Source organism: Streptomyces sp. NPDC032091 (assembly GCF_055580265.1).
In genome coordinates this window covers 302,671-315,285 of the sequence record NZ_JBVILR010000002.1, presented here as the reverse complement: position 1 = coordinate 315,285, position 12,615 = coordinate 302,671, and the positions used below count along the sequence as shown (strand labels likewise).

The 12,615-nt window shown below is 74.9% G+C and carries 9 protein-coding genes; 7 read left to right on the top strand and 2 right to left on the bottom strand.

Features of this window, described 5'->3' with window-relative positions; all coding sequences use genetic code 11:
• Positions 1–35: 35 nt before the first annotated feature.
• Complete coding sequence (locus ACZ5NJ_RS04395) at positions 36–1,400, bottom strand: NAD(P)/FAD-dependent oxidoreductase (protein ID WP_468762619.1); 1,365 nt, start codon at positions 1,398–1,400, stop codon at positions 36–38.
• Between the two features lie 549 nt (positions 1,401–1,949).
• Here ACZ5NJ_RS04395 and ACZ5NJ_RS04390 point away from each other — a divergent pair.
• The 6 genes from ACZ5NJ_RS04390 (at position 1,950) to ACZ5NJ_RS04365 (ending at position 10,126) form a co-directional block, all read left to right on the top strand.
• Positions 1,950–2,426, top strand: a complete 477-nt coding sequence (locus ACZ5NJ_RS04390) for a tRNA adenosine deaminase-associated protein (RefSeq protein ID WP_468762617.1) — start codon at positions 1,950–1,952, stop codon at positions 2,424–2,426.
• Positions 2,427–2,684: 258 nt separating this feature from the next.
• Positions 2,685–3,947 (top strand): phenylacetate--CoA ligase family protein, encoded by a 1,263-nt coding sequence (locus ACZ5NJ_RS04385; RefSeq protein WP_468762615.1) that lies wholly within the window; start codon positions 2,685–2,687, stop codon positions 3,945–3,947.
• Positions 3,944–5,263, top strand: coding sequence for an MFS transporter (locus tag ACZ5NJ_RS04380; protein ID WP_468762613.1), 1,320 nt, complete (start codon positions 3,944–3,946; stop codon positions 5,261–5,263). The genes ACZ5NJ_RS04385 and ACZ5NJ_RS04380 overlap by 4 nt, the downstream gene beginning before the upstream one ends.
• Positions 5,260–6,432 (top strand): GNAT family N-acetyltransferase, encoded by a 1,173-nt coding sequence (locus tag ACZ5NJ_RS04375; RefSeq protein WP_468762611.1) that lies wholly within the window; start codon positions 5,260–5,262, stop codon positions 6,430–6,432. The genes ACZ5NJ_RS04380 and ACZ5NJ_RS04375 overlap by 4 nt, the downstream gene beginning before the upstream one ends.
• Positions 6,429–7,577, top strand: a complete 1,149-nt coding sequence (locus ACZ5NJ_RS04370) for a LuxE/PaaK family acyltransferase (protein ID WP_468762609.1) — start codon at positions 6,429–6,431, stop codon at positions 7,575–7,577. Before ACZ5NJ_RS04375 ends, ACZ5NJ_RS04370 begins: the two co-directional genes overlap by 4 nt.
• Complete coding sequence (locus ACZ5NJ_RS04365; RefSeq protein ID WP_468762607.1) at positions 7,574–10,126, top strand: acyl-CoA reductase; 2,553 nt, start codon at positions 7,574–7,576, stop codon at positions 10,124–10,126. The genes ACZ5NJ_RS04370 and ACZ5NJ_RS04365 overlap by 4 nt, the downstream gene beginning before the upstream one ends.
• 64 nt (positions 10,127–10,190) lie before the next feature.
• Here ACZ5NJ_RS04365 and ACZ5NJ_RS04360 read toward each other — a convergent pair whose 3' ends face one another.
• The gene (locus ACZ5NJ_RS04360) at positions 10,191–11,483 is read right to left on the bottom strand and encodes an MFS transporter (protein ID WP_468762606.1); all 1,293 of its coding nucleotides are present in this window, start codon (positions 11,481–11,483) and stop codon (positions 10,191–10,193) included.
• Between the two features lie 122 nt (positions 11,484–11,605).
• On the opposite strand from ACZ5NJ_RS04360, the gene ACZ5NJ_RS04355 reads away from it, so the two are divergent.
• Positions 11,606–12,565, top strand: a complete 960-nt coding sequence (locus tag ACZ5NJ_RS04355; RefSeq protein WP_468762604.1) for a helix-turn-helix transcriptional regulator — start codon at positions 11,606–11,608, stop codon at positions 12,563–12,565.
• Positions 12,566–12,615 lie beyond the last annotated feature (50 nt).

Below are 12,615 nucleotides of genomic sequence, written 5' to 3'. Positions count from 1 at the left end.
GCGCGGGGCTCCGGTGGGCGGTCCCCCGTGGCGGGTCAGTCGGTGGGGGGCAGGGACGCCGTGTGGGCGCGTAGCTGGTCCGGGGTCAGGTAGGCGTCGGTGTGTTCGAACTCGCGGAGGGTGGGCGGCTTGGAGGCGCGCAGGCCCATGCGGACGAAGTCGTCGCCGGCCACCGCGTTGAGCAGCCAGTTGGTCAGGACGCGCGTCTTGGCGACGTTGGTGCGCAGCGCGGACCAGTGGTAGCCGCGGGCCACGGCCTGGGCCGGGAGGCCGCGCAGCGGGACGCCCAGCGGCTTGGACACCGCGTCGGTGCCGCCCAGGTCGACGACGAGGCCGAGGTCCTTGTGCACGTACGGCCGCAGCGGCTGGTGGCGCAGCGTCGCGATCAGGTTGTCCGCGAGGGTGCGGCCCTGGCGCAGGGCGTGCTGTGCGGTGGGCGGGCAGACGGCGCCCTCCTGTCCGGCGGCGAGGTCGGGGACGGCCGCGGCGTCGCCCAGGGCGAAGACCCCGGCCGCGCCGGGCACCGTCATCTCGGGGGTCACCAGGAGCCGGCCGCGGACGGTTTCCGCGCCGAGCGTGCCGATCAGGGGGCTGGCGGCCACCCCCGCCGTCCAGATGAGGGTCCTGCTGGGCAGCACCCGGCCGTCGGTCAGCGTCACCTCCGTGGGTCCGGCCTTGGCGACGCTGACGCCGAGGGAGACCTGGATGCCGCGGCGGCGCAGGATGTCCAGGGCCGTCCGCCCCAGGGAGTCGCCGAGTTCGGGCATCAGTTTGGGGGCGAGGTCCACGAGGTGCCAGCTGATCCGGCGGTGGTCCAGGCGGGGGTAGCGCTTCACGGCGTGGTGGGTGAGCCGTTGCAGGCAGGCCGCGGTCTCGGTGCCGGCGTAGCCGCCGCCGACGACGACGAAGCCCAGCCGCGAGGCCCGTTCCGCCTCGTCCTCGCTCGCGTCGGCCAGGTCCAGCTGGGAGATGACGTGGTCGCGCAGGTACGTGGCCTCGGCGAGGGTCTTCATGCCCCGGGCGTGCTCGGCGAGGCCGGGGATGTCGAAGGTGCGGGTGATGCTGCCGGGAGCCAGCACCAGGTAGTCGTACCTCTGTTCCGTCAGCTCGCCGGTGATCTTGCGGATGACGCAGACCTTCGCCCGGGTGTCCACGCCGACGGCGCCGCCGGGGATGATCCGGGTGCGGTAGCGGCTGCTGCGCCGCAGCGAGACGGCGACGGACTGCGGGGTGAGCACTCCCGACGCCACCTGTGGCAGCAACGGCAGGTAGAGCTGGTAGGAGTTGGGGGTGACCAGGGCGATGTCCGCCTCGGCCGGCGCCAGCCTGCGCTCCAGCCGGCGGATGCACTCCACCCCGGCGAATCCGGCTCCCACCACGAGGATCCTCGGTCGTTCCACGGTGTCCGTCCCTTCTCGGGCCTGCCATGTCTCCCCCGCACCTGCCCCGCCCGGCACCGGTCTGCACGCGCAATCGCCCACCCGGGGTGCGGAGGGAGGGGGGAAAGGGAGGGGAAGGCCGCGGCTGGAGCAGCTGCCCGGGCGCACCGGCGTCGTCCCGCCGCGTGCCCGGGGACCGCTGTACGGTCAGTGGTCGCCGGGGGCTTGGGCCGGGCCGGGTCCGCGGGGAGGCGGGGTACGCGGCCGCGGGCCGTGCCTGGGGCGGGACGACGGAGCGGTGCCGTGACGGTGGCCCGCCGGCGGCGTCCCAGGGGGAAGGGGACGCCGCCGACGGTCACCGGCCGCGAGGTCCGCCGGTCCGGTGAGGCGTACCACCGTCATGGCGCGTGTGTCCCCGCACGGCGCCCTCAAACCCCTTGAAGGGAAACGGTTTTCCCGTCGGGCGGCGATCCCGGACGGCCCGTCACGTCCGGAGGCCGACTGCTCCGTGCGGGGTACGCCCGGCGGCATCGCGGCTTACCGGGGTGCGGGCCGGGCAGGTGTGGAGGCGTGAAAGCACACGCGAACCACCGCTACGCCGTCGCCGTCGTCCGCCGCGCCGGGGGCTGGGAGTGCGTCCGGCTGGAGCGCACCGCGCTGACCGGGCTCGACGAGGCGATCAGCGCGGTGCGCGGGGCGGCCCCCGACGACGCGGACGCGGTCTTCGGGTTCTTCAACGCGGACGAGGCGTTCTTCCTCGTCGTGCGCCCCACGGCGGCCGGTACGGACCTGATGCTGTCGGACACCCGGGCCGCCGAGCAGCACACGCTCGCCGCGCAGGTCCTGGACGTCCTGCGCGTCGAGGGGCCGGGGAAGGGGGTGTCCGGTCCTTCGCCGGCCGGCGCGCTGGGCATCCTGGGCGACGCGGGGATCGGCCCGGGCGACATGGCCGCCGTCCTGCGGTCCGGTGCCGTGCCCGACGACCAGTTGCGGGACCTGGCCGAGCGGGCGGGTTTCGGGGGCCGGTTCGAGGCCGCGCGGCGGTAGGGCGGTCAGCGAACCCCCTCTTAGTTGAGCGGAAAATCTTTTCTCTGGAGCCGTGCTGGCCGAAAATATTTTCCCAATTTGGTGTTCGACGCATTGATGTTTCATCATCGTGACTGAGCGTCATGTTCTGGCGCACATCGAGCAGACGAGGGCACCGGGGGGTCCCTCGTGCACCCCGGCCGATCCGGCCGGAGCGTGCCCGCTCGCGCCGCGCACCGCCGCGGCCTCCGTACCGACCCGTCACCTAGGCAAAGGCCCATGTCCGCCCAGCAGCTCTCGGACCTCATACGTTTCGCCCGTCACAACTCGCCCTTCTACCAAGCGCTCTACGCGTCCCTGCCGCCGCACACCGACCGCCTCACCGACCTGCCGGTGGTCGACCAGCAGGCGTTCTGGGCGGCCAACACCCCGCACGACAGCCGCGTCCTGACCGGCCCGCTCAGCGAGGCCACGGTCTACAAGACCGGGGGCACCACCGGCTCCCCCAAGTTCTCCGTCTACACGCGCGACGAATGGCGCACGTTCGTCACCGCCTTCGGCCACGGGCTCGTGGACGCCGGCCTGCGCCCGGGGCACCGCGTCGCCGACCTCTTCTACGCCGGGGAGCTGTACGCCAGCTTCCTGTTCGTCCTCGACTCGCTGGCCCACGCGCCCGTGGACAACGTCCGCCTGCCCGTCGGCGGCGGCGCGCCGCCGGAGTCGACGATCCCCACGCTGCGCGACCTCGCCGCCCAGGTGCTGACCGGAACGCCGACCACCCTGTGCCGGCTCGCCGAGCAGGTCGTCTCGTCCGGAGTCCGGCTCGACGCGGTCGAGCTGCTGCTCTTCGGCGGCGAGGCCCTCTTCGACGACCAGCGGCGCCTGCTGGCCGCCGCGTTCCCGCGCGCCGAGGCCCGTTCCGTCGGGTACGCCAGCGTCGACGCGGGCCTGCTCGGCCGCCCCGTCCCCGGGCCCGACGCCCGGGTGCACCGTGCCTTCACGCCGTACTCGGTCGTCGAGATCCTCGACGACTCCACCGGTGAGCCCGTCACCGAACCGGGCCGGCCCGGCCGGGTCGTGGTCACCAGCCTCTTCCGCCGCCTCATGCCGATCATCCGCTACCCGGCGGGCGACCGGGCCGAGTGGACCGGCACCGGACCCGGGCACTTCCGTATCCTCGGCCGCGCCGAGGAAGGCGTACGGGTGGGTCCCGTCTCCCTCTACACCCAGGACGCGCAGGACGCCGTGGCCGCGGCGGACACCGCGGGCCGGGTGGTCGGCGTGCAGCTCGTCGTCCGCCGCTGGGACGGCCGCGACGGGCTCGTCCTGCGGCTGGCCACGGCTCCCGGCGACCACGGCCGGGAGGAGCTGGCCGGGGCCGTCGTCGCGGAGCTGGAGAAGGTCCGGCCGCTGTATCCGGACAGCGTGCGCGCCGGGTTCGTGCACCCGCTGTCCGTGGAGTGGGTGCGCCACCGCGACCTCGCCGTCAACCCGCGCTCGGGCAAGCTCGTCCGGGTCCTGGACGAGAGGCCGACGGCATGACCACCGCCCCACCCCTGGCGGAGACCGGGGCCGGCCGGCGGCGCGTTCCGCTGGTCCTGCGCAACCGCGCCTTCGGCGCCGTATGGCTCGGGCAGGTCCTCACCCAGGCCGCCGTGCGGATGTTCCAGGTCGGCACGGCCTGGTGGATCGTCGCCTACGCCGTGCGCGACGCGCGCGGGCTCGCCTCCGGGCTGTTCATGGCGGCCTGCACCCTGCCGGCCGTGGCACTGGCGCCCGTGGTGGCCGCCGCGGTGGCCCGGTTCGCGCACCGTTCGGTACTGCGGACGGCCGCCGCCCTGGCCGGGGCCGCCTCGGGGGCCCTCGCGCTGTGGGCGTCCGGCGGTGGGCCGCCGCTCGCCACCGTGTACGCGGCCGGTCTCGCGCTGGCGGCCTGCCAGGCGTTCTTCGACCCCTGCCTGACCACCTCGGTACCCGAACTCGTCGACGACGCCGACATCGAGGCCGCCACCGGCTTCGAGCTGTCCACCCAGTCCCTGGCCGGCCTCGGCGGAGCCCTGCTCGGCGCCCTCACGGTGGACCGGGCCGGTGTGGCCGGGCTGGCCTCCGGCTGCGCGGCCGCCTACCTGGGGGCCGCCCTGCTCGTCGCGAGCGCCCGGTTCCGTACCGCCGACGCGGGCACCGGCGGCGACGCGCCGAGCGCCGATGCCGGCGTGCCGGTCGCCGGGGCCGATGCCTCGGCGGCCCCGGGCGAGCGGCGCACGCTGCGCCGCATCCTCGGGGAACTCCCCTACGTACGGCGGATCCTGGTCTGCTTCACCGCGGCGAACCTCTTCACCACCGCCGTGTTCGTCGTCATCCCCCTCTACACCCGCTCGGTCCTCGCGGGCGGCGGCGCCACCGTGGCCCTGCTGGAGGCGTCCCTGGGCACCGGCGCGCTCGTCGGCTCCTTCACCGGCACCCGCGTGCCGGGCCGCCCCACGGTCGCCGGTGCCTGGTGCCTGGGCCTGATGGCCCTCGCCCTCGCGCTGCCGGGGCTCCTCCCGCACCGCCCGGCCGTCGCGGGCTGCCTGGCCGTGGCCGGCTGGTGCGCCGGCGCGGTCAGCGTCCGCTTCGTGGCCCTCTTCCAGCGGCTGGTCCCGCCGGCCGACAAACCCGGCTTCTTCGCCGTGATGCAGGCCGTGCTGGGCGCCTCCCTGCCGGTGGCCTCCCTGGCCTTCGGCTTCGCCGGGGACTTCGTCTCCCCGCAGACCCTGTGCCTGGTGCAGGGCGCCGGACTGGTCCCCGCGGCCTGCGCCCTGGCCCTGCTGAAGTCGCCCGCGACCGCGACCGCGCCGTCCGCCGGAGGTGTGCTGTGAACCCCCGCGCCACCGCCCCCGCCACCCCCACCCCCGTCGTCACTCCCGCCGCCTGCTCGGACATCGCCGAGCTGCGCCAGCTGTACTACGCCGTCTACGGACCCCACTACCCCGTGGCCCTCGGCACCGACCCGGCCGAGATGGCCCGGCTCATCGAGGACCCGTACTCCCTGTGGCTCGTCGGCCGCTGCCCGGACACCGGGGCGCTGACCGCGTCCGCCGCCATCCACGGCGAGGCCGGCAGCCGCATCGGCCGCCTGGAGGGCATCGCCGTCCACCCCGGGCACCGCTCGGCGGGCCTGGCCGCCACCCTCACCGAGGCCCTGTGCGCGGGCATGCTGGACACGGGCCGGCTGGACTCGGTGTACGCGACCGTGCGCACCGTCAGCGCCGGCCCGCAACGCGTCGTCGCGCGCAACGGCTTCCGCCCGCTGGGCATCCTGCCCAACGCGGTGGACCTCCGCAGCCGCGAGAGCCTCGCGCTCTACGCGCGTCACTCCGCCGGGGTGCTGGAGCGCCGGATCCCCGTCACCGAAGTGCCCGCCCCGCTCCTGCCGTTGCTGCGCGCCGCCGAAGGCGCCCTGGGCATCGGCTACCCCGGGGTGCGCGGTGTTCCGGCGGCGCCCGGGCCCGGGCCGCGGGGCGCCGACGACCGGCTGGAGCTGATCGAGGCACCGGCCTTCGTACGCCGCCGCTTCCGCGAGCGGTTCCCGAGCGCCGAGGGCTGGTTCTACCCGCTGCACACCCCGAACGTGCTGCTCACCCCCGAGGACGGCCGGTTCGAGGTGTACGCCTACCTCAACCGCGCCGGCGGCTACTGCTCGCTGCTCACCGCCCACCCCGACCCGGCCGCCGCGGCCGCCTGCCTCGAACCCGTCACCCGGGCCCTGGCCCGCGCGGGAGCGGGCTACGTCGAGGCCCTGGTGCCGCTCGCACACCAGGAGGTCCTCGCGGCGTTCCTGGCCGAGGGGTTCGTCGCCGGGGCCGTCTACCCGGCGATGCGCGCGGACGGCGACGGCTTCCACGACTACGCCGTCCTGTCCCGCTCCGGCGAGCGCGTCGACTTCCGCGGCGTCGCCGTCGAACCGCCCCTCCAGCCCTATCTGGACTGCTACGTGTCGGCCTGGGCGTCGGCACACCTGCCCACACCATCCGAGGTTGCCCCATGAACCCCCATCTCGCGCCGGTCGCCGTACCCGACCCGGCCCTCCTGCCGCACGTACAGCAGCTGTGCGACCTGACCGACCCGTACGCCTTCGGGCCCGCCGAGGACGAGCTGTTCGCCGCCGCCATGGCGGAGAGCCACGCCTGGCACGTGGAGCGCTCGCCCTTCTTCCGCTCCCTGTACGAGGCCACTCCCCCGGCGGCGCCGTACCGGACGCCGCTCGTCCACGCGAACTTCTTCAAGCGGCACGAGGTCCTCTCCATCCCGCGCGAGGACGTCGAGCTGCACCTGACCTCCTCCGGCACCACCGGCCAGAAGTCGCAGATGTTCTTCGACCGGTGGACGATCCGCTCCGCCCAGCGGATGGTCGCCCGGATCTTCGAGCGCAACGGCTGGATCACCCCCGACCAGGAGGTCAACTACCTCCTCTACAGCTACGAACCGGCCCCCTCCCTGAACCTCGGGACCGCCTTCACCGACAACTACCTCTGCGATTTCGCCCCGGCCCGCAGCGTCGCGTACGCCCTGCGCAACACCGGCGGCGACCACGAGTTCGACCCCTTCGGCTGCATCGCCGCGCTGCGCCGCTTCGAGCGGGAGGACGCCCCGGTGCGCATCCTCGGCTTCCCGGCCTTCCTCTTCTTCACCCTGGAGCGGATGCGGGCCATGGGGCTGCCCCCGCTGCGCCTGCCCGAGGGCTCCCTCGTCGTCCTCGGCGGCGGCTGGAAGGGGCACGCCGACCGGCGCATCGGCAAGGAGGAGCTGTACGCCCGCGTCACCGAGCAGCTCGGTGTCCCGGGCGAGCGGATCCGGGACACCTTCGGGTCGGTGGAGCACTGCATCCCGTACATCGAGTGCGACCACCACCGGCTGCACGCCCCCGTGTGGTCGCGGGTGACGATCCGCTCCACGCGCACGCTCGAACCCCTGCCGTACGGGGAGCGGGGCTACCTGCACCTGGTGTCGCCGTACATCACCTCGGTGCCGGCGCAGAGCGTGGTCATGGGCGACCTCGCCTCCCTCCGGCCGGGCGACGCCTGCGGGTGCGAGCTGAAGACCCCCTGGTTCACCGTCCACGGCCGGGCCGGGGTGAGCCGCAACCGCAGCTGCGCGGTGGCCGCAGCGGAACTGATGAAGGGCATGGCGTGACCGTGACGGAGAACATGACCGGGGCCGTGGACGCGCCCCACTTCTGGCAGGGTGCCTTCATCGGCGACGAGGAGGCCGGGCGGCGCCTGGCCGGCCTGCCGGCCGCCGTGGAGGCCGCGCTGGCCACGGTGGTGGAGACGGAGACCGTGCTGGCCGCCTGCGACGCCCTCGCCACCGCGCTGTGCGACCCGGCCCACCCGGTGCGCGCCCGGCTCGCCGCGCACCTGCCGGCGGGGGAGGACCCGGCCGTGCTGGCCGAGCTCGGCGGTCTGCTGGGCCGGCGGGAGCTGACCCGCAAGCTGCGCCGCGAACTCGGCGGCGCGACGCCCGGCCGGCTGGACCGGGCCGATCCGCGCGAGACCGTCTACGAGGCGTGGGCGCCCGTCGGCCTGGTCGCCCACATCGCGCCCGGCAACGCCGCGACGGTCGCGCCGCTGAGCATCGTCGAGGGGCTGCTCGCCGGGAACGTCAACGTGCTCAAGACCAGCAGCGCCGACACCCTCTTCACGCAGCACCTGGTGGCCGAGCTCGCGGCCCTCGATCCCACCGGTGCGCTGGCCGCGCGGGTGGTCGTCCTGCGCTTCCCGTCCTCCCGGCAGGAGTGGCTGCGCCTGATGTGCGCGCCCGCGGACGCCGTCGCCGTGTGGGGCGGGGAGGACGCCGTCCAGGGGATGGCGGCCCATGTGCCGGCCGGATGCCGGCTGGTGGAGTGGGGGCACCGGATCTCCTTCGCGTACCTGACGGGCGACGCCTGGTCGGATCCCGGCACGCTCGAAGCCCTCGCGGACGACGTGTGCCTGCACGAGCAGCAGGCCTGCTCCAGCCCCCAGGCGGTCTACCTCGACACCGAGGACGAGGCGGAGGTGTTCGCCTTCGCCGAACGGTTCGCCGCGGTCCTCGCGGCCCGCCCCCCGGCGGCGGACGACGCGTCGGCGGATGACGCGTCGGCGGACGACGCGGACCCCGCCGAGGCCGCCGAGCTGACCACCACCGAGCTGGTGGCCCGGCTGGAGGAACACCTCGGCCTCACCCGGGTGTTCGCCGCGCCCGACGGCTCGTGCCGGGTCATGGCCGACACCCGCTCGCCCCTCACGGCCTCGCCGCTGCACCGCAGCGTGTGGGTCAAGCCGCTGCCCCGCGAGCGGCTGATCGCCACCCTGCGCCCGATGCGCCGCTACCTGCAGACGGCGGGCCTCGCGGGCAGCCGGTCCGACATCGCCGAGCTCGCCCGGACCGTGCTGGCCGCGGGCGTCACCCGCGTCACCCCCGTCGGCGCCATGCTGGAGAGCTACGCGGGCGAGCCGCACGACGGGGTCTACGCCCTCCAGCGCTACAGCCGCCGCGTCGCGGTCCGGGCCGACCCGGCCCGGTTCGCCACCACCGCCTGCCTCGACGACCTCGTCCGGCCCGTCGTCCTGCCGCCGCCGACGGGCCCGCTGCGGGGCAAGGAGGACATGCGGGGCCCGGCCCGGGAGCTGGCCCGGGCCGATGCCGAGCTGTACTTCCACAGCGGCGGCAGCACGGGCGCGCCCGCCCTGTCGGTGTTCAGCTACGACGACTACGACACGCAGATGCACGCCGCCGCCCGCGGCCTGCTCGCCGCCGGCTACGACCCGGCCGGGGACCGCACCGCCAACCTCTTCTACTGCGGCGGCATGTACGGCAGCTTCATCAGCTTCTTCTCCGTCCTCGAACGGCTCGGCGGGGTACAGCTGCCGCTGGCCGCCGGACCGGACCACCGGGCCACGGTCCGGGCCCTGGTCGAACACCGGGCCGACACCCTCTTCGGCATGCCCTCCTACCTGTGGCAGCTGCTGCACGCGGAGGAGGACGCGCTGCGGGCGTACGGCGGCCTGCGCAAGGTCTTCTACGGCGGCGAGCACTTCACGCGGGAGCAGCGGCGCACGCTGGAGGAGAGGTTCGGCATCGAGGTGATCCGCTCGATCACCTACGGCAGCACCGACCTCGGGCCGCTGGGCTACCAGTGCGAGGACAGCTCCGGCGGCGTCCACCACCTGCACGCCGACCTGCACACCCTGGAGGTCGTGGACCTGGCCGAGGACCGGCCGGTGGCCCCGGGCGAGACGGGCCGGCTGGTGTTCACCACGCACGCCCGGCGCGGCCAGCGGCTCGGCCGCTACCTGATCGGCGACCTCGGCCGGGAGCTCCCGGGCCGCTGCCCCTGCGGCCGGCGGTCGCCCCGCTTCGAGCTGCTGGGGCGCACCGGTGACGTGATGCGGGTGGCCACGTACTTCCTCAACCACCGCCGCTTCCTGGCGCTGGCCGAGGAGGAAGGCGGCCACCGCGGCGAGCTGCAGGTCCGGCTCGACGCCGCGCGGGCGCGCGAGCGGCTGACCGTACGGGTGGAGCGGACGGCGGCGACGGAGCCGGAGCGGCTGCGGGAGGTCTTCCTGTCCGGCTACCCGGAGCTCCGCTCGGCGGTGGCGGAGCGGCTGCTGGACCTGGTGGTCGAGGCGGTCGACGGGGCGTCGCTGGACCGCAGCCCGACCAGCGGCAAACTCCTCACGGTGGTGGACGCGCGCCGCTAGGAGACGCGCACCCTCCGGCCCCGGGGGCCGGAGGGTGCCGGCCCCGGGGCGCCGGCGGCCGTCGTCAGCGGTCGAGGGGCTTGTGGGCGGTCTCCGGCAGGCGCAGGTACACCGCCGAGGAGACCAGGCACAGGGCGGCGACGTACCAGGGGAACAGGCCGGGCCTGCCCAGGTCCTGGAGCAGCGTGCCGAGGTAGGGGGCCGTGCCGCCGAAGAGGGCGACGGTCAGCGAGTACGGGAAGCCGATGCCCGCCGCCCGCACCCGGGCCGGGAAGACCTCCGCGTTCACGGCGGCCGAGATCGAGGTGAAGCCGGTGAGCAGCACCATGCCCGCGCATTGGACGAGCAGCAGGGTGGCGAACGAGCCGTCCAGGGCGCGCAGCAGCGGGACGACGAGCACGGCGAAGCCGAGGCCGAAGAAGAGCAGGAGCGGCTTGCGTCCGAAGCGGTCGGACAGCAGGCCGCCGACGGGCTGGAGCAGGGCGAAGAAAGCCAGGGACAGCGTCCCGGCGAGGAGGGCGTCGCGCTTGGCGATGCCGGTCTCCAGCTCGGCGTAGGTGGGCAGGTACGAGGTCCACGTGTAGTACGCGAGGGTGCCGCCGGCCGTGATGCCGGCGATCCGCAGCGAGGCGCGGGGGTGGTGGCGGAGCGCGTCGAGGAGCCCGGGGCGGGGGGCCGCGGCGGGGTGGGCGGTGAGGGTCTCCTGGGCGCCGCGGCGGATCCAGAACCCCGCGAGGCTGAGGAGGGCGCCGAGGAGGAAGGGCACGCGCCACCCCCAGCCGTTCATGGCGTCCTCGGGGAGCACGGCCACGAGCAGCGCGGCCAGGCCGGAGGCGGCGAGCTGGCCGAGGGTGGTGGAGACGTACTGGAACGACGAGAAGAGGCCCCTGCGGCCGGGTCCGGCGGACTCCACGAGGAAGGTGGTCGAGGCGGCGAACTCCCCGCCGACGGACAGGCCCTGGAGCAGCCGCGCGGTCACGAGGACGACCGGTGACAGCAGGCCGACGGCCGTGTAGGCGGGCGTGAGGCCGACCAGGAGGCTGCTGCCTCCCATGAGCAGGATGGTGACGGTCAGCGCGGTGCGCCGGCCGCGCCGGTCGGCGATGGCGCCCATCAGGAGCCCGCCGACGGGGCGCATGAAGAAGCCGACGGCGAAGACGGCGAAGGTGGAGAGCAGCGGGACGAGGGAGCCGCCCGCGCGGGACGGGAAGACCTGCCGGGCGATGTGGGTGGCCAGGAAGGTGTAGGCGTACCAGTCGTACCACTCGACGGCGTTGCCGACCGAGGCGGCGAGAAGCTGGCGTAACGGGTGACGGGGCGGGGCGGGGGCGGGGGCGGGCGTCGCGATCTCTGTCATGATCATGCTCTGCCCGTCGGGGGCCGCCCTCACGCCATGGCGTCCTCCGGGGCGGGGGCCGGCCGCACAGCTCCTCCAGGTTTGGTCTGTACCTGTCGCGGGACGGGCCGGAGACTGCGGGGATGGACCGGATCCGGAACACCCGCCTCCCCGACCTGCCCCTGCACCACCTCGACGTCCCCCTCCCCCACCTGCTGCCCTTCGCGATCGGGACGTTCGACACCATCGGCCCGCTCTCGCGCGCCGCCTTCCCGCACCGGCACACCTTCTACGAGATCGTCTACCTGACCGGCGGGAGCGGCGCGCACGTGCTGGACCTGGTCCGCCGGCCGGTGGAGCCCCCGCAGGTGTGCGTGATCGCCCCCGGCCAGGTCCACCACTGGGCCGAGGCGGAGGAACTCACCGGGCACGTGGTGCTCTTCAACGAGGACTTCCTCCTGCCCCACGCGGACGACGCCTCCGCCCTGCGGCTGCTGGCCGGCCGGCCCGGGCACCCGGCCGGCGACCAGGCCGCGCCGCTCGCCGCGCTCCTGGCCGACATGGGCGGCGAGTACCGGGAGCTGCGGCCGGGGTACCAGAACGTGCTGCGGGCCTGCCTGCACATCCTGATCGCCCGGGCGTCCCGGACGCTCGGGGGTCCCGGGGGGCCGGGGGGTCCCGGGGGTCCCGGCGGGCCGGCGGACGCGCCTGCTCCGGTGCCCGACCGGGCCGCGGAACTCGCCTCGGCCTTCGGCCGGCTGCTCTGCGAGCCCGGCGGAGCGGGGCGGCCGGTCGGCTGGTACGCACGGGAGCTCGGCATGTCCGCCGGGCACTTCCAGACGCTCGTGCGGCGGGCCACGGGACGTTCGCCCGGCAGCCTGATCCGTCAGCAGCAGACGCTGGAGGCGAAGAGGCTGCTGTCCGGAACGCAGCTGACCGTCCGGCAGATAGCGGGCCTGGCCGGCTTCGCGGATCCGGCGTACTTCTGCCGGTTCTTCAGGAGGGAGACGGGCATGTCGCCGGGCGAGTTCCGGAACTGGGCCGGTCGAAATCACCACGATCCCCGGATCGAGTCCATCGCCGCGCACCCGGACGGACCGTAGGTTGACTGCTGGCCGCGATCGGACGGGCCGCCCGGGCGGACGCCCCGGCG

What these genes read in the sequence shown, in the direction of transcription:
- ACZ5NJ_RS04385 (WP_468762615.1), top strand. Translation starts at nt 2,685, where the DNA reads ATGTCCGCCCAGCAGCTCTCGGACCTCATACGTTTCGCCCGTCACAAC.
- ACZ5NJ_RS04380 (WP_468762613.1), top strand. Translation starts at nt 3,944, where the DNA reads ATGACCACCGCCCCACCCCTGGCGGAGACCGGGGCCGGCCGGCGGCGC.
- ACZ5NJ_RS04370 (WP_468762609.1), top strand. Translation starts at nt 6,429, where the DNA reads ATGAACCCCCATCTCGCGCCGGTCGCCGTACCCGACCCGGCCCTCCTG.
- ACZ5NJ_RS04360 (WP_468762606.1), bottom strand. Translation starts at nt 11,483, where the DNA reads ATGACAGAGATCGCGACGCCCGCCCCCGCCCCCGCCCCGCCCCGTCAC.
- ACZ5NJ_RS04355 (WP_468762604.1), top strand. Translation starts at nt 11,606, where the DNA reads ATGGACCGGATCCGGAACACCCGCCTCCCCGACCTGCCCCTGCACCAC.